General features: G+C 66.9%; 19 protein-coding genes. 10 read left to right on the forward strand and 9 right to left on the reverse strand.

Going from position 1 to position 14,961, the window contains the following annotated elements; genetic code table 11:
• Window positions 1–48: 48 nt before the first annotated feature.
• Window positions 49–498, reverse strand: a complete 450-nt coding sequence (locus V3W47_RS01980; RefSeq protein WP_442877197.1) for an endonuclease domain-containing protein — start codon at window positions 496–498, stop codon at window positions 49–51.
• On the opposite strand from V3W47_RS01980, the gene purF reads away from it, so the two are divergent.
• The 7 genes from purF (at window position 497) to V3W47_RS02015 (ending at window position 4,264) form a co-directional block, all read left to right on the forward strand.
• Complete coding sequence (purF, locus tag V3W47_RS01985) at window positions 497–1,915, forward strand: amidophosphoribosyltransferase (protein WP_331823583.1); 1,419 nt, start codon at window positions 497–499, stop codon at window positions 1,913–1,915. The two genes, V3W47_RS01980 and purF, sit on opposite strands and share 2 nt — an antisense overlap.
• 38 nt (window positions 1,916–1,953) lie before the next feature.
• On the forward strand, window positions 1,954–2,232 hold the full coding sequence (locus V3W47_RS01990) for a BrnT family toxin (RefSeq protein WP_331823467.1): 279 nt from the start codon (window positions 1,954–1,956) through the stop codon (window positions 2,230–2,232).
• Between the two features lie 2 nt (window positions 2,233–2,234).
• Window positions 2,235–2,600: a hypothetical protein gene (locus V3W47_RS01995; RefSeq protein ID WP_331823468.1), complete on the forward strand. Its 366-nt coding sequence runs from the start codon at window positions 2,235–2,237 to the stop codon at window positions 2,598–2,600.
• 111 nt (window positions 2,601–2,711) lie between these two features.
• Window positions 2,712–3,242, forward strand: a complete 531-nt coding sequence (locus V3W47_RS02000; RefSeq protein ID WP_331823469.1) for a hypothetical protein — start codon at window positions 2,712–2,714, stop codon at window positions 3,240–3,242.
• A gap of 28 nt (window positions 3,243–3,270) precedes the next feature.
• Entirely contained in the window at window positions 3,271–3,753 is a 483-nt protein-coding gene (locus V3W47_RS02005) for a hypothetical protein (RefSeq protein ID WP_331823470.1), read from the forward strand.
• Window positions 3,754–3,783: 30 nt separating this feature from the next.
• Window positions 3,784–4,020 carry a CopG family ribbon-helix-helix protein gene (locus V3W47_RS02010; protein WP_331823471.1) on the forward strand — a complete coding sequence of 79 codons (237 nt, stop codon included), beginning with the start codon at window positions 3,784–3,786 and terminating at the stop codon, window positions 4,018–4,020.
• Between the two features lie 43 nt (window positions 4,021–4,063).
• Window positions 4,064–4,264, forward strand: a complete 201-nt coding sequence (locus V3W47_RS02015; RefSeq protein ID WP_331823472.1) for a YwbE family protein — start codon at window positions 4,064–4,066, stop codon at window positions 4,262–4,264.
• Window positions 4,265–4,311: 47 nt separating this feature from the next.
• Here the strand turns inward: V3W47_RS02015 and fumC are convergent, their stop codons facing one another.
• The 3 genes from fumC to V3W47_RS02030 are packed head-to-tail and all read right to left on the reverse strand — an operon-like array spanning window position 4,312 to window position 6,978.
• Window positions 4,312–5,715 carry a class II fumarate hydratase gene (gene fumC / locus V3W47_RS02020; RefSeq protein ID WP_331823473.1) on the reverse strand — a complete coding sequence of 468 codons (1,404 nt, stop codon included), beginning with the start codon at window positions 5,713–5,715 and terminating at the stop codon, window positions 4,312–4,314.
• A 9-nt stretch (window positions 5,716–5,724) separates the two neighbouring features.
• A complete protein-coding gene (locus tag V3W47_RS02025; RefSeq protein WP_331823474.1) occupies window positions 5,725–6,522 on the reverse strand; it encodes an MFS transporter in 798 nt (265 codons plus the stop codon).
• 3 nt (window positions 6,523–6,525) lie between these two features.
• Window positions 6,526–6,978 (reverse strand): MFS transporter, encoded by a 453-nt coding sequence (locus tag V3W47_RS02030; RefSeq protein WP_331823475.1) that lies wholly within the window; start codon window positions 6,976–6,978, stop codon window positions 6,526–6,528.
• A 93-nt stretch (window positions 6,979–7,071) separates the two neighbouring features.
• Between V3W47_RS02030 and V3W47_RS02035 the strand changes: the two genes are divergently transcribed.
• The 3 genes from V3W47_RS02035 (at window position 7,072) to V3W47_RS02045 (ending at window position 10,352) form a co-directional block, all read left to right on the forward strand.
• Window positions 7,072–7,683 (forward strand): ArsR family transcriptional regulator, encoded by a 612-nt coding sequence (locus tag V3W47_RS02035; protein ID WP_331823476.1) that lies wholly within the window; start codon window positions 7,072–7,074, stop codon window positions 7,681–7,683.
• A 94-nt stretch (window positions 7,684–7,777) separates the two neighbouring features.
• Window positions 7,778–8,788 (forward strand): YpdA family putative bacillithiol disulfide reductase, encoded by a 1,011-nt coding sequence (locus tag V3W47_RS02040; protein WP_331823477.1) that lies wholly within the window; start codon window positions 7,778–7,780, stop codon window positions 8,786–8,788.
• 193 nt (window positions 8,789–8,981) lie between these two features.
• Window positions 8,982–10,352 (forward strand): VanW family protein, encoded by a 1,371-nt coding sequence (locus tag V3W47_RS02045; protein ID WP_331823478.1) that lies wholly within the window; start codon window positions 8,982–8,984, stop codon window positions 10,350–10,352.
• 65 nt (window positions 10,353–10,417) lie between these two features.
• On the opposite strand, the gene V3W47_RS02050 is transcribed toward V3W47_RS02045, so the two are convergent.
• The 5 genes from V3W47_RS02050 to mnmG all read right to left on the reverse strand — a co-directional run bounded on the left by V3W47_RS02050 (window position 10,418) and on the right by mnmG (window position 14,941).
• A complete protein-coding gene (locus V3W47_RS02050) occupies window positions 10,418–11,269 on the reverse strand; it encodes a ParB/RepB/Spo0J family partition protein (protein ID WP_331823479.1) in 852 nt (283 codons plus the stop codon).
• A complete protein-coding gene (locus V3W47_RS02055; RefSeq protein WP_331823480.1) occupies window positions 11,253–12,002 on the reverse strand; it encodes a ParA family protein in 750 nt (249 codons plus the stop codon). The genes V3W47_RS02050 and V3W47_RS02055 overlap by 17 nt, the downstream gene beginning before the upstream one ends.
• The gene (gene rsmG, locus V3W47_RS02060) at window positions 11,999–12,733 is read right to left on the reverse strand and encodes a 16S rRNA (guanine(527)-N(7))-methyltransferase RsmG (RefSeq protein ID WP_331823481.1); all 735 of its coding nucleotides are present in this window, start codon (window positions 12,731–12,733) and stop codon (window positions 11,999–12,001) included. Before rsmG ends, V3W47_RS02055 begins: the two co-directional genes overlap by 4 nt.
• On the reverse strand, window positions 12,730–13,047 hold the full coding sequence (locus tag V3W47_RS02065; protein ID WP_331823482.1) for a hypothetical protein: 318 nt from the start codon (window positions 13,045–13,047) through the stop codon (window positions 12,730–12,732). The genes rsmG and V3W47_RS02065 overlap by 4 nt, the downstream gene beginning before the upstream one ends.
• Window positions 13,048–13,132: 85 nt before the next feature.
• Entirely contained in the window at window positions 13,133–14,941 is a 1,809-nt protein-coding gene (mnmG, locus tag V3W47_RS02070; protein WP_331823483.1) for a tRNA uridine-5-carboxymethylaminomethyl(34) synthesis enzyme MnmG, read from the reverse strand.
• Window positions 14,942–14,961: the final 20 nt, after the last annotated feature.

The following is a 14,961-nucleotide window of genomic DNA, read 5'->3' on the forward strand; positions in this document are numbered from 1 at the left end:
CCTCACCCCCGGCCCCTCTCCCACGAGGGGAGAGGGGAGCAGGGCGGCTCAGGGCAGGTGAGTCTGGATCACCTCAAGGACGCCTTCGAGGTTGAACCTCACCTCGTTGTTCCAGAAACGCAGGACTTTAAAGCCTCCAGCCTCAAGGAACTCCGTGCGAACGGCGTCATAAGCGCGGGCCGCCTCCTCGGCATGTTGAGAGCCGTCCAGTTCAATGACGAGATGTGCCTCGTAGCAGACAAAATCCGCTATGTACGGCCCGATGGGCTGCTGGCGGCGGAACTTGAGGGTCAGGAAGCGGTTTCGCAAGGCCCGCCAGAGCATCTGTTCTTCGGGCGTCTGCCTACCTCTCAAGTCTCTTGCCTTCTGCGTCTCCCGTCTCACCTTGCGAGTCGCCACACCAGAACTTACCCACATACTCCCCTCTCCCCCCGTGGGAGAGGGGCCGGGGGTGAGGGGGCGTGTGACCACCTCCCCCGCCCCAAAGGACCCCACCATGCTCTTTGACCCCGCCACCGACAAGCCGCAGGACGAGTGCGGCGTTTTCGGGCTGTACTCGCCCGAGCCGAACGACCTCGCCTGGCTGACCTATCTCGGCCTCTTCGCCCTGCAACACCGGGGGCAGGAGGCGGCGGGCATGTGCGTCTCGGACGGCGAGAAGTTCCACGTGGACAAGGACCTGGGCCTGGTGACGCAGGTGTTCGACGAGCGGCGGCTCGACGGGCTGCGGCTCGCCAACGCCCGCGTGAGCATCGGGCACGTGCGCTACTCGACGACGGGGAGCAACCTGCGCTTCAACGCCCAGCCGCTCACCACCCGCACGAACAAGGGCATTCTGGGCCTCGCGCACAACGGCAACTTCGTGAACGCCCGCGAGGTTCGGAACGCGATGCTGATGGAGGGTGCCCTCTTCCAGACGACGAACGACTCGGAGGTCATGCTCAACCTGATCGCCCGCGAGAGCCACATGGACCTCGTGGAGGCGACCGCCAGCGCCATGCGGAAACTCAAGGGCGGGTACGCCTGCGTCTTGATGAGCCGCACGCAGCTCCTCGGCTTCCGCGACCCGCACGGCGTCCGGCCCCTCGTGATCGGGCAGCGGGAGGACGGCGCGTGGGTCCTCGCCTCCGAACCCTGCGCCCTGTACGCGGTGGGCGCGCGGCTGGTGCGGGACGTGCAGCCGGGCGAACTGGTGTGGATGGACCGGGACGGCCTGCATTCGCTGATGGTGGAGCCGAAGAGGCCCACGCCCTGCGCCTTCGAGTGGATTTACTTCGCGCGCAGCGATGGCGAACTCGACGGGGTGGACACCCACGCGAGCCGCATCCGCATGGGCGAGAGGCTGGCCCGCGAGCGCCCGGTGGAGGCCGACATCGTGGTGCCCGTGCCCGACTCCGGCATCGGGGCGGCCATCGGGTACGCGCGGGAGAGCGGCATTCCCTTCGACTACGGCCTGTACAAGAACCCCTACGCGGGCCGCACCTTCATCGCCCCCACCCAGGAGGCGCGCGAGCTGAAGGTCAAGATGAAGCTCTCGCCCACCAGCGCCGTGCGGGGTAAGCGGGTCGTACTCGTGGACGACTCCATCGTGCGCGGCACCACCAGCCGCCAGATCGTGAACCTGCTGCGGGAGGCGGGGGCGCGGGAGGTCCACTTCCGGGTGAGCAGCCCGCCCATCAAGCACCCGTGCTTCTACGGCATCGACACTGCCGCCCGCAAGGAACTCGTCGCCAGCACCCACACCCAGGAGCAGATTCGGGAGCTGATCGGCGCGGATACCCTCGCCTTCATCAGCGAGCGCGGGCTGAGGGAAGCCATCAGCGGCCCCGGTCTGTGCCTCGCGTGCTTCAACGGCGAGTACCCGGCGGGAACGCCCCTGCTGAACGATGTGGACAAGCTGGCGCTGGAAGTGTAGAAAAACACCATACGAACGTATACGCTAGGTCTCAGCCGATGGAATTCGATTGGGACTTTGCCAATTTGGAGCACATCGCCCTTCACAAGGTGGAACCGGAGGAGGCAGAGGAAGCTGTGACCGACCCAGCAGCTATCCCTGGCGAACAGGTTCACCGAGGACCGAGAGGACAGCGCCGCTTTGGCGTGATCGGGGCTACCGAAGCCGGACGGGTTCTCTTCGTGGTGTTAGAGAGACGGGGCGAGAAATTCCGCGTCGTGACCGCTTACACAGCCGAAGCCGTAGAACGCGCCGCTTACTACGCGCAGGAGGAATGACCATGACCGACACCGCCGAGACCATCAAGCGCATTCCCCTGGACGTGGGCGACCCCGTGCCGGAGAACATGACTACCGAGGAAGCCGCCGAGTTCTGGGACACGCACGCCCCGACCCGTGCACGGATCGCCGCCGCGCATAAGGACGAGGAAGCCTGGGCACTCCTCAACGAGATCGCCCCCCGCCAGCGCCCCCGGCAACCGCGCCAGCCCAAAGCCACGCACGTCACCACCCTGCGTCTGGACGAGGACATGGAGCAGCGGCTCAAGCACGTCGCCGCGCTGAAGAAGGTGCCGTACCAGACGCTGCTCAAGCAGTTCGTGGGCGAGCGGCTGTATGAGGAGGAGAAGCGGTTGGGGGTGGTGTAGTTATGTATGCTTTTTCCAATATTTCACCCTTTTTAAAGAGAGGCGTATTGATAATCAACCTATTTATGTCTCTTCGATATGTTTATATAATTCAGGTCGCGTCCTATATAAATGGAGCGTTTATTAGTGAAAAATATTAAGGAGTTGGCGAATAGTACATGGGCGGTGTCCATTGTTACAGGATTGTTGGTATACTTTTTTACAGCAGGATTAAAGCCAATCGGTTTTGCGGCTGTTTTATCGTCACTAAGTGGCAGCTACTCTAAAGCGGTTGCCTCGGCATTCACTGAGATTGTTGCTGCCGGGTTTTCCAATCACAATAGCTGGGTTGTGTGGACATATGTTGCGGTATTGACTAGAATTAGTATAGAGGCTGCCGTTGACTTCTCGAATCCAAAATCTATAAGGCTCATAGCATATGTTATGACAGCCAGTATGTTTTTGTTTGCGTTCTATTACAACTCTGTTAACTCTGCCGCCCTCTCTTTGTACAGAGAATATAGGTCTTCTGTAATAAATTACAGTTTATTGAGTGAGAGAGAAGCGGGTAAGAGGGCATTGAATGTTGCCACTTTGGGCGACATCAAAAAGCTCACAGAAACTATTCAGCAGCTCGGCAAGAAGGGGTCTCTGAGTAATTAGGAGCGATCAAATTTTTGGTGAGGGAATCTTGGCACCTTCTTTTCAAGCCCCTTCTCCACCCGACCTCCGCTACGCCCTCGCCCGCATCCACCCTCCCCCCGACGCCCGCCTCTCCTGCATCTGGGCGGCGGAGTCGCGGCCCAACGGCCATCTGGACGTGCCGCCCGGCGTGCGGGCGTGGTGGCTGTCCCTGACTGGGGAGTTGCTGGGCGAACCCCGGTGGGGGCGCGTGGTGCTGGTGCAGGACGCGGGGTATCGGTGGTTCCGAATGCGCCATGACGTGCGGGAGGCGACGCCCGAGCGGATGCTGGCGGCGGTGGAGGGGGACCACGGGGCACCGTCGTCTGCCGGGTCGTTCACGCTGGCGTGGGGGGCGAGCGTGGAGCGCGGGCGGGTGGTCTGCCGGGGCGCGGCGTTCAGCATGGGCGATCAGCTCGGGGTGTGCCTGTACGCGGTGCCGGACGATCTGGAGCGGCTGGAGGCGTGGGCGGATCAGGGGCGGTGGCTGTAAGGTTCGGCGTTGCCGCTTCATATCCCTCCCGTGCGCGTCTCCATCTCCCTGGACGAGCAGACCTTCGCCGAGGCCGAGGCGTTGGCCCGGAAGCTGGGCCTCAGCCGCAGTGAGCTTTGGCGGGCTGCCCTGCGGGAGTATCTGGAGCGGCACCGTGGGGAGGACGTGACGGCGGCGCTCAATCGCGTGTACGGCGAGAATGCAGGGACAGACGAAGACCTGCGGCGTGAGACAGCGCGGCGAGTGTTCAAGGCGAACGAGTGGTGAGGAGGAACCTTGCCGTCCACCTTCTCTCCCCTATCCTCCCCCCATGACCCCTTCCCGCTCCCAGATTCGCCCCGGCGTGACCGTGGACATCGTGCAGAAGCAAGATCAGCTCACGGGCAGGCTCACGCGCGGCGTGGTGGCGCAGCTTCTGACCCGCTCAGCCACCCATCCGCACGGCATCAAGGTCCGCCTCACGAGCGGGCAGGTGGGTCGCGTGCAGGCGGTGGTCGGGGCCGAGAGTTAGGAGGTTCGGTTCCGGCTCGTCCGCCGAAAGAGTTGGACCATGCGACCTCAGCTCCGCGTCATCTCCAGCGGCACCACCCAGGCGTCGAACTCCTCGGGGGTCACGTAGCCCAGCGAGAGCGCCGCGTCCTTAAGGCTGCTGCCCTCCTTGTGGGCCTTTTTGGCGATGGCGGCGGCCTTGTCATAGCCGATGTGCTTGTTCAGGGCCGTGACCTGCATGAGGTTGATCGAGAGGTTGTGCTCGATCTTCTCGAAGTTCGGCTCGATGCCTACCGCGCAGTTGTCGTTGAAGGCGAGGGAGGCGTCCGAGATGAGGCGGATGCTCTCCAGCACGGCGTGGACCATCACGGGCTTGAAGACGTTGAGCTGAAAGTTGCCCTGCGACCCCGCAAAGGCCACGGTCGCGTCGTTGCCGAAGACGCGGGTGGCGACCATCGTCAGCGCCTCGGATTGGGTGGGGTTCACCTTGCCGGGCATGATGGAGGAGCCGGGTTCGTTCTCGGGAATCACGATTTCCCCGATGCCGTTGCGCGGGCCGGAGGCGAGCCAGCGCACGTCGTTCGCCATCTTCATCAGCGCGCCCGAGAGCGTCCGCAGCGCCGCCGAGGTCTGGACGAGGGCGTCGTGGGCCGAGAGGGCGGCGAACTTGTTCTCGGCGGACCGGAAGGGGAAGCCGGTCTCGGCCTCGTACTTCCGCGCGGCGAGGTCGCCGAACTGCGGGTGCGCGTTCAGACCCGTGCCTACCGCCGTTCCCCCGATAGCGAGATCATACAGGCCCGTCTCGGCGTGCTTCACCTCCGCGAGCGCGTAGTCGAGTTGCGCCACCCAGCCGCCGATCTCCTGCCCGAGGGTGATGGGCGTGGCGTCTTGCAGGTGGGTGCGCCCCACCTTCACGAGGTCTCGGTACTGCTCGGCCTTCGCCGCCAGCGTATCGCGCAACTTGCCGACGCTGCCGTACAGCCGTTCGTTCAGCTCCAGCACGACGGCGATGTGCATGGCGGTCGGGAAGGTGTCGTTGCTGCTCTGGCCCCGGTTCACGTGGTCGTTGGGGTGGACGGGCTTCTTGCTGCCCATCTCGCCGCCCGCGAGCTGAATGGCGCGGTTGGAGATGACCTCGTTCGCGTTCATGTTGCTCTGGGTGCCCGAACCCGTCTGGAAGACGACGAGGGGGAAGTGGTCGTCGAGTTGCCCGGCGATCACCTCGTCGGCGGCCCGCACGATGAGGTCGGCCACCTCCTGCGGCAGCTCGCCTAACTCCGCGTTCGCCTGCGCCGCACCTTTTTTCAGGATGCCGAGCGAGCGGATGACCGGACGACCCCACACGAAGGTGTCACGGCCAATCGGGAAGTTGTGGATGGAGCGTTCGGTCTGTGCGCCCCAGAGGCGGTCGGCGGCGACTTCAAGCGTGCCCATCGTGTCGGACTCGGTGCGCGTCGTCGTGCTGGTGGTCATGCGCCGAGTCTAATCGGCGGCGGTGGTCACGGGGCCGGGAACAGGGGTGGGGGCACGCAGGTCCGGCGTCACGCGCTCCGACAGGGCGACGAGTATCCAGGCGAGGGCACCACCGAGCATCAGGACCGAGGCGACGCCAAACCACAGGGCCGGAGCCGTGCGGTCGAGCAGCGGAGAGAGGAGGAGCAGGCTCAGCGGCATTCCCAGCGTGGCCCCGGTGCCCAGCACGCTGAAGACGCGGCCCAGGTACTCGGCGGGCACCATGCGCTGCATCAACGTGTTCAGCGGCGTATTCAGGATGCCGAAGGCGAAGCCCAGCACCACCGCGCAGGTCAGCAGCACGGGCAAGGCGGGCCGCCACCACATCACCGCGTAGACGAGGGCGGCGAGGACGAGTCCGGCGGCGGTCGCGCGGCGGGGCGGGAGGCGGTTGCCGAGGACGGCGATGAGTGCGCCGGAGAGGAGCATCCCCCCGCTCTCCAGCGCGAGGAAGAGGCCGTAGCCCTTCGCGCCCGCCCCCAGCGTCTCCATCAGCTTCGGCGTGATGACCGTCACGGGGGCCAGGGTCGCGTTCAGGACGAAGCCGATGACGGGCACCAGCGTCAGCACGCGGGAACGGCGCATCAGGCGCAGGCCGCTCACCACGTCAGTCACCACACTCGGACGGGGACCGACGTTCGCTCCTCTCCCCGGCAGCCGCACCGCCAGCAGCAGGGCCGCCATAGCGAGGAAGCTCAGCCCGTCGAGCACGATGGCGACGGGCGGCGAGAAGACGGCCACGATCCAGCCCCCGGCCAGTGTGCCCACGAGCTACGCCCCCTGTCCCACGCCACCGATTAGGCCGTTTGCTCGGGCGAGGTCGGCGGGCGGCACGAGGCTGGGGGCGGCGGCGCTGCTGGCGGGACCCGCGAAGATGCCCGCGAGGCCCATCAGCACGGCGGCCCCGTTCACCACCCACAGCGGCACCTCGCCCCACGCGAGCGCCAGCCCGCCGACGAGAAGCTGGAGCAGGCCACGCGCCACATCCGCCCCGATCAGGGGCAGCTTGAGGTTCACCCGGTCCACCAGCGCCCCAGCGAAAGGCATCAGCAGGTTGGGCGCGACGGCGCAGGCGAGCGTTAAGGCCATCTTTCCCGCCGAACCCGTCTGCTCCAGCACGAGAAAACTCAGCGCGACCGAGGCGAGCGCCGAGCCGAACTGCGACTGCCCCGAGGCGACCAGCCACAGGGCGAAATTGCGGTTTCGTAAGGTCGTCGGCTGCATGGGTCGAGTATGGGTAGGGACTCCTCGAAGGAACATGCGCCGTTTGAAGTAGGAACCTCCTAAGCTGGTTCAATGTCCGGGGAAGCGCCGAGAGTGGCAGACAGCACGCAGGCCGCCCTGCTGCTGGACGTGGAGCTACGCCCGCTCCTCAGCCTCCTCATGCAATCGCCCCATACGGCGAGTGAGGCGGCGGCTGGATTGGCGGTCAACCTCCAACGCGCCCACTACCTCCTCGGCAAATTGGAGCGGGCGGCCATCGCGGAGGTCGTGGAAGTCCGTCCGCGCGCTGGGCGGGCGGTCAAACGCTACGGGGTGCCGCCGCGCTGGTTCATCCCCTACGAGGTCACGGGGGCGGAGACGCTGGAGGCGTTTCTGGGCGGTCAGATTCTCCCGCGTGTGGAGCGGTTCACCCGCCTGAGCATCGGCCTCCTGCGCGACGCCGACGACCGCTGGGGCTTCTGGCTGGAGCAGGGCGAGGAGGGCAGCACGCTCAGCATGGGATCACCCAGCCGCAGGGGGAACGAAGTCTTCGACCAGGACGAGCCGTTTCTCCTGAACATCGGTAGCCTGCGCCTCACGCGCGAGCAGGCGGGCGACCTCAAGCGGCGGCTCCTTACCGTGCTGGAGGAGTTCCAGATGCAGGACACACCCGAGGCCCCACTCCACACCGTCGCCCTGATGCTTGTGCGTGGTGACGTGGGCTGAACTCCCTCGCGTCCTGGCTGACGGCTGATCGCTGACGGCTTCCCCCCGACTCGCCTCACCGTCCGTTTTGCGTCCCTCTGACACAATGTGGGGCATGAGTGGACTCTTCGACGTTGCCATCGTGGGGGCCGGGCCGGTGGGCCTCGCCGCCGCCATCGCCTGCAAGCGCGCGGGATTGACCTACGTGGTCCTCGAAAAGGGCTGCGTGGTGAACGCCATCTTCGAGTACCCGACGTACATGACCTTCTTCACCACGGCCCCCGAGCTGGAGATCGGCAATCACCCGATGGTCACGGGCCACGACAAGCCCGACCGCCGCGACGCGCTGATGTACTACCGCCTCGTCACCCAGCGCGAAGGGTTGAACGTCCGGCAGTACACGGAAGTGACGGCGGTCCACGCGGCCCCGGCGGGCTTCACGCTGGAGGTCGAGACGCAGGACGGCACGCCGGGCGTCGTCGAGGCACGGCGCGTGGTCGTGGCGACCGGGTACTACGACAACCCGCTTCACATCGGCATCCCCGGAGAGGACAGCGAGAACGTCTCGCACTACTACACGGAGGCTCACCCCTTTATGGGCCTGAACGTCACCGTGATCGGGGCGGGCAACTCGGCAGCGGACGCGGCCCTCGACCTGTGGCGCGGCGGGGCGAACGTGACGATGGTGGTGCGGGCACCTGAGCTGAAATCCACCATCAAATACTGGGTGCGCCCAGACCTCGAAAACCGCATCAAGGAGGGCAGCATCGCCGCGCACTTCAATTCGCGGGTGGTGGAGATTCATCCCGGCCACGTCCTCGTCCAGCGGGAGGACGGCACGACCTCCCGGCTGCCCACCCATTTCACCTTCGCGCTGACGGGCTACCGCCCCGACCTCTCCTTCCTCGCGGGCCTGAACCTCGCCACCCAGCCCGACGAGTGCCTGGTCATGAGCGAGCATTACGAGAGCAGCGTCCCCGGCCTCTTCGTGGTCGGCTCGGCGGGCTTCGCGGGGAAGACGAATCAGGTCTTCATCGAGAACGGGCGGCACCACGCCACCGCCGCCGTCACCGAAATCGTCCGGCAGCTTCAGGACGTGCGCGAGGTCGCCCCGCTGGTCCGCTGAGGCCCGCCTCTCCCCTTCCCCTCTTCGAGGGTTGCCCCTCGTTCTCTTCGGTCGGCGAGGGGTCTTCTTTGGTGGGTGACCTGATTGAGCCGCGCTGAGGAGGCGAGCGAGACGCGACTCACGCCCCATCACTTCTCCTTATCCTCAGTACCCCGTCACTTTTCACGTGAAGAACCGTGAAATACTCCCCTTCATGGCCCTGTTGCATAGGAGCGCCGCCGTCCTCGTGAGCGTGTTGCTGGGAGGTGCGTTCGCGCAGACGAGCGTGGACATTCCCGCGCTGCCCCTTCCGACTGCGCCCACCACGCCGACGATCCCGGCCCCCGATCCCGTTCCGGCCCCAGTCCCGGCCCCCGTGCCCGCCGCGCCGACGCCCGCGCCCGTGGCCCCGGTGACGCCCGCACCCACTCCGGCACCCACGCCGACGCCCGCCCTGACTCCGGCACCAGCGGCCACACCCGCGCCCGCCCCTGTCCGCGCCTCCGCCCCGCTGCTGATCACGGTGGAGGCGCAGTGGCCCGCGCTGGTCGGCGGGAAGAAGACGACGGTACCCTTCAGCCGCACGCTGACGCTGCCCGGCCCACGCGTGGCCGAGTTGCGGGCGCGCGGCACGGTCACGCCGAGCCTCGACGCCGACCTGCGAAAGTTCCTGAGCGAGTTGCCCCGCACCCCGCAGGACGCCCGCTTCGAGAACCTGTGGAACGGCTGGGCGGTCGTGCAGCGCAACGGGCTGAAGGTGGACGAGGCTCGGACCCGCGAGAACATTCTTGCCGCGCTGAAGGACCCGAGGGGCGTGAAGGCGAATATCGTCGTCACCGGGCAGGCGGCCCCGAAGCGTACGCTCGACTATTTCCTGTCGCGCGGCATTACCGCCCACCTGGGGACGGGCGAGACGAACTATCACGGCAGCAGCCCCGAGCGCATGACGAATATCCATGTCGGGGCCGTGCGCTTCCGCGACCGCCTGATCGAGAGCAAGATGGTCTCCTTCAATCAGATCGTCGGGCCGGTGACGGCGCGGGGCGGCTTCGTGCCGGGTCTCGTGATCGCCGGGGAGCGCACCGCGAGCGGCCTGGGCGGCGGTATCTGCCAGGTCAGCACGACGGTCTTCCGCACCCTCTACAACGCGGGCCTGCCCGTGCTGGAGCGTCAGAACCACTCGTATCAGGTCCATTACTACGAGCCGCAGGGCCTCGACGCCACGATCTACCAGCCCTATCTCGACCTCAAGTTCGCCAACAACACGGGCGGCGCGCTGTGGTTTCAGAGCGAGTGGAACGACGAGGAGTCGCGCCTCTCGATCTCCGTGTTCGGCAAGGCGCGCGACTTCACGGTGGAGGTCGGTACCCCGCGCACCCTCAGGACCACGCCCGCCCCCGCCGACCGGGTGATCCGGGACGCCAGCCTCCGCGACGGGGAGCGCAAGCAGGTGGACTGGGCCGCCCCCGGTGCCGTGATGGAGGTCACGCGCAAGTTCATCCGCAACGGGCAGACCTTCAAGCAGGACACGTTGAAGAGCAGCTATCGCCCCTGGCCGAACATCTTCCTGGTCGGCACGCGGTAAGAGGGAAGAGAAGGAAGGCGGGGCAGAGACTTGGATGCTCTGCCCCGCCTTCCCTTTCCTCTCCCCTACTCCGCCGAGTAGCCCAGCAGGTCGAGAATTCGGTCGAGTTCCTCGCGGGAGGCGTAGTTCAGTTCCACCCGGCCCCTGTCCTCGCCCGTGATGCGGACGCGCGTACCTGTACGGCGGCTGAGGTCGAGTTCGACTTGCCGAAAGGGGCGGGGCGGGTTGACAGCGATGGGTGCGGCGGTCCTAGTCTCCCGCCTCAGCGCCTCGGCCTCCCGGACGCTCAGGCGTCGGGTGCGAATCTGGTCGAGCGCCCACGCGCGGTCGGCCTCCGGCTGGGCGAGGACGGCGCGGGCATGTCCGGCGCTGATCTCCCCGGCGTCGAGGGCGCGCAGGGCGGGTTCGGGCAGCGTGAGCAGCCGCAGGGCGTTCGACACGGTGGAGCGGCCCTTGCCCACCGCCTGCGCCACCCCCTCCTGATTCAGCCCCTGGTCGAGGAGCGCCTGGTACGCCCGCGCCTCCTCCAGCGGCCCGAGGTCCTCGCGCTGGAGGTTCTCGATGACGGCGATCTCCAACGCCTCCCGGTCGCCGAGGTCGCGGATGATGACGGGCACCTCGGCCAGCCCCGCGAGCTGTGAGGCCCGCCAGCGCCGCTCGCCCGCCACGATCTCGAACTCCTCGCCGCGCGGACGCACGAGGAGAGGTTGCAGCACGCCCTTCTCGCGGATGCTTTGGGCAAGTTCGGCCAGCGCCTCCGGCTCGAAGACCTGCCGGGGCTGATACGCCGCCTGCACGATGCGGTCCACTCGAACGGTCTGCACCGTGTTCCCCGCGCTCCCCGTGGGGGCCGCTGCCTGCGGTTTGCCGAGCAGGGCGTCCAGCCCGCGCCCCAGACCGCTAGATTTTTTCGACACGCTGCATCACCTCCTCGGCGAGTCGCTTGTACGCCGCCGCCCCGCTCGACAGGGGCGCGAAGGCGTTGATCGGCTTGGCGAAGCTCGGTGCCTCCGAGAGCCGGACATTGCGCGGCACGACCGACCAGAACACGAGGTCCCCGAAGTGCTGCCGCACCATCGTCTCGACCTCCTGCCCGAGGTTCGTGCGCCCGTCGAGCATGGTGATCGCCACGCCGAGCACCCGCAGGCGCGGGTTAAGGCCGCCGCGCACCCGCTCGACGGTCTCCATGAGGCCCGCCAACCCCTCCAGCGCGAAATATTCGGCCTGAAGGGGGATCAGGAGGGCGTCGGCGGCGGCGAGGACGTTCACCGTCAGCGGCCCGAGGCTGGGCGGCGCGTCGATCAGAACGAGGTCGTAGCCCTCCACCTGTGCGAGCAGGCGAGTCAACGCCCCCGGATCGTCGGCGAGTTCCACACCCGCACCCGCGAGGTCCGGGGTGGCGGGCAGCACGTCCAGCCCGCTCTGGGACGAGGGCACCGTCAGCTCCAGCGCCCGCCCCGGCTCGCCCAGCGCCTCGTACAGCCCCTCCTCCGCCCCGCGCAGGCCGAGGCCGCTCGTCGCGTTCCCCTGGGGGTCCATGTCCACGAGGAGCACCCGGCGTCCGCCCACCGCCAGGTATGCGGCGAGGTTGATGGCGGTGGTCGTCTTCCCCACTCCGCCCTTCTGGTTCACGACTCCGAGGATTCTCACGTCGCCCTCCAGAATAGCGGCTGCTTGTTCGGCACGCCCTCCCGGCGCGGGTAACGCTGGGGCGTCGGCCCCGTCTTCTCGATTACCACGAGCGTCCGCGCGTCGCCGAGGACGGGCAGCGTGAAGGTGTCCACCGCCCGCACGTCGCCGCCGACCTCCGCCGCCGCCCGTGTGCCCGCCTCCAGCTCCCCGGCGTCCAGCACCCCCTTCTGTGCGACGAGGAAACCGCCCAAGGCCAGGAAGGGCAGGCTCAACTCCGCGAGGATGGGCAAGGCTGCCACCGCCCGCGTGACGACCCGGCTGTACCCCTCGCGTTGCCCCGGTTGACGCCCCAGCGTCTCCGCCCGCCCGACGAGCGGCTCCACGTTCGTCAAGCCCAGTTCCCGCGCCGCGCGCTCCACGAACTCCACCTTCTTGTGGGTGGCGTCCATCGCCGTGATGTGGAGTTCCAGTCGCACGATGGCGAGCGGCAGGGCCGGGAAGCCTGCGCCCGTTCCGAGGTCGAGGACCCGCTGCTCCCCGTCCAGCCAGCCGCCGCGCAGGCAGGTGAGCGAGTCAATGAAGTGCTTGAGCACGATGGCCCACTCATCCCGGAGCGACGTGAGGTTGGTCCGCGCCGACGCCGTGACGAGCAGGTCGAGCAGCCGCCCGAACGTCTCCGCCTGCGCCGTGAGATCGAAGCCCAACTCCGCTCCCGCTTCTAAGAGCAGTTTCTCGTTCTCGGGCTTCACAGGCCGTACCTCTCCTTCATCGCCCGGTACCGCTCGAAGACGTGCCCGTCGATCTCCTCCAGCGGCAGGCGGTCGAGCAGGGGCACGAGCCGTTCACGTAACACGTCGCCGCGTGCCATCCATTGCAAGTAGCTACGCCCGCCGTGATGGTAGGGGCCGTACAGGCGCGAGCCGGGGCACCACTCCTGCAACCGCCCGAACAGCCGCTCGTGCCGGGTGTGCATCCGCACCGTGACCTGCGGCTGCTTGCCGTCCCCGCCGAAATGCCCCTCCCCAATCAGCACGCCGAGCAGGACGCCTTCTTCAAAGTTCAAATTGCCCTCCTTGTTTCACCGTCGAGTTTCCCGTGAAACAGGAGGAGCGTCAAGCCAAGTGTAGAACAGCGGATTTGTTTCACCGTCAGGTTTCCCGTGAAACACCCGTTGTCCGCTTCACATGAACAAGGAGGGCGCTGATGTCGGCATGACGGACACCAGGCACCCGCGCCGCCTGAGCCACTGTCTCCGGTTTGACTCGACCAAGCTTCTCCCGTGCTTCCCTCGAAAGGGTGGGAACAGCAGCGAAGTCAACGTTCTGCAGATTCACATCCCGCGCCCGCTCCTCTGCGGCCAATTGGCGCTCGGCACGTTCGATGTAGCCCTCGTACTTCACACGGATTTCAAGAGCGCCGCGTTCCTCCGCGTCGAGGTCTGGGAGCGTAACGCCGAGGGCTTCTACGTCGCTGAGAGTCAGTTCGGGACGGCGTAACCAGGCGTCACCCGTTTGCCCTTGCACACGCTGGGTCTGGAGGGCTTGCAGTCCTTCCGCCACCCGCGCGTACTTCTCGCGGACAGCGCGAAGCTGGGGCGCGTCCACCAGCCCGACTTCGGTCCCCAACTCCGCCAACCGCTCGTCCGCATTGTCCTGCCGCACGAGAAGGCGGTGTTCCACCCGGCTCGTCATCATGCGGTATGGCTCGTCGCTCCCCTTGAAGACGAGGTCGTCGAGGAGAACGCCGAGGTAGCCCGTTTCACGTGAAATCTGACGCTCCTCCAGACCCGCCGCCCGCCGGGCCGCCGCCGTTCCTGCCACAAGACCCTGCGCCGCCGCCTCCTCATAGCCGCTCGTGCCGTTAATTTGCCCAGCGGTGAACACACCGGGGAGAAGGCGCGACTCCAAGTTGAGTGTCAGCTCCGTGGAGTCCACCACGTCGTATTCCACGGCGTAGGCGTACCTCTGGATGACCGCCCCCTCGAAGCCCGGCAACGTCCGAACAAGTTGATCCTGAAGGCGGGGCGGGAGGCTGGAGCTGAAGCCCTGAAGGTAGACCTCGCTCGTCTGCACCCCGTCAGGTTCCACGAACAGAAGGTGACGGTCGTGGTGGGCAAACCGCACCACCTTGTCCTCGATGCTGGGGCAGTAACGCGGTCCCAGGCCCTCAATGTCCCCCGCGTACATGGGCGACTCGTGCAGGTTCTCGCCGATCAGACGGTGGGTCTCGGGGGTGGTGTGGGTCTGCCAGGTAGGAGACTCGGTGGCGCGTGGGCCGGGACGCCCCGTGAAGCCGCGCGGCTGCGGATCGGCGGGAATCTCCAGCAGGTCGGCGAAGCGCACCGAGTCGGCGCGGACGCGGGGCGGCGTGCCCGTCTTGTACCGCTTGAGGACGTGACCGGCGCGGGCGAGCGGTGCGCTCAGGAAGCGGGAGGGCGGCTCACCCTGACGACCCTCCGCGCGGGAGGAGCGACCGTACCACGTCACCGCGCGCAGGAAAGTCCCTGCCGCAATCACGACGCTACGGGCGGCGAGGCGGCGACCGTCTGCCGTGACAACGAACCAACCGCCCCGACCGTCCGGTTCCAGGTCGGCGGCCTCACCTCGCACCACATCTATGGCGGAGTGTCCGAGAATTACGTCCTGAGCACGCTCGGCGTAAGCATCCCGTTCGTTCTGCACCCGGAGCGACTGCACGGCGGGTCCCTTGCTGGCGTTGAGGACGCGAGTGTGGATGGCGGTCTCGTCCGCGAGACGACCCATCAGTCCACCGAGGGCCTGAATCTCGAAGACGAGTTGGCTCTTGCCGGGACCGCCAACCGCCGGGTTGCAGGGCATCCGACCGATGGTCGCCGGATTGCCGACGAGCAGCGCCGTGCGGGCGAATTTGGCGGCGGCCCAGGCAGCCTCCAGCCCCGCGTGTCCCCCACCGATGACGATGACGTTCCAGCCGCTCATGGCCGCGAGTGTAGCAATGG

Origin of the sequence: Deinococcus sp. YIM 134068, from assembly GCF_036543075.1 — a bacterium.
GTDB lineage: Bacteria > Deinococcota > Deinococci > Deinococcales > Deinococcaceae > Deinococcus > Deinococcus lichenicola.

Excerpts from the sequence above, each read along its gene's own strand:
- V3W47_RS02040 (WP_331823477.1), top strand. The coding sequence starts at position 7,778 with ATGAGTGGACTCTTCGACGTTGCCATCGTGGGGGCCGGGCCGGTGGGC.
- V3W47_RS01995 (WP_331823468.1), top strand. The coding sequence starts at position 2,235 with ATGACCGACACCGCCGAGACCATCAAGCGCATTCCCCTGGACGTGGGC.
- V3W47_RS02045 (WP_331823478.1), top strand. The coding sequence starts at position 8,982 with ATGGCCCTGTTGCATAGGAGCGCCGCCGTCCTCGTGAGCGTGTTGCTG.
- fumC (WP_331823473.1), bottom strand. The coding sequence starts at position 5,715 with ATGACCACCAGCACGACGACGCGCACCGAGTCCGACACGATGGGCACG.
- V3W47_RS01990 (WP_331823467.1), top strand. The coding sequence starts at position 1,954 with ATGGAATTCGATTGGGACTTTGCCAATTTGGAGCACATCGCCCTTCAC.
- V3W47_RS02000 (WP_331823469.1), top strand. The coding sequence starts at position 2,712 with ATGGAGCGTTTATTAGTGAAAAATATTAAGGAGTTGGCGAATAGTACA.
- purF (WP_331823583.1), top strand. The coding sequence starts at position 497 with ATGCTCTTTGACCCCGCCACCGACAAGCCGCAGGACGAGTGCGGCGTT.
- V3W47_RS02015 (WP_331823472.1), top strand. The coding sequence starts at position 4,064 with ATGACCCCTTCCCGCTCCCAGATTCGCCCCGGCGTGACCGTGGACATC.
- V3W47_RS02030 (WP_331823475.1), bottom strand. The coding sequence starts at position 6,978 with ATGCAGCCGACGACCTTACGAAACCGCAATTTCGCCCTGTGGCTGGTC.
- V3W47_RS01980 (WP_442877197.1), bottom strand. The coding sequence starts at position 498 with ATGGTGGGGTCCTTTGGGGCGGGGGAGGTGGTCACACGCCCCCTCACC.
- mnmG (WP_331823483.1), bottom strand. The coding sequence starts at position 14,941 with ATGAGCGGCTGGAACGTCATCGTCATCGGTGGGGGACACGCGGGGCTG.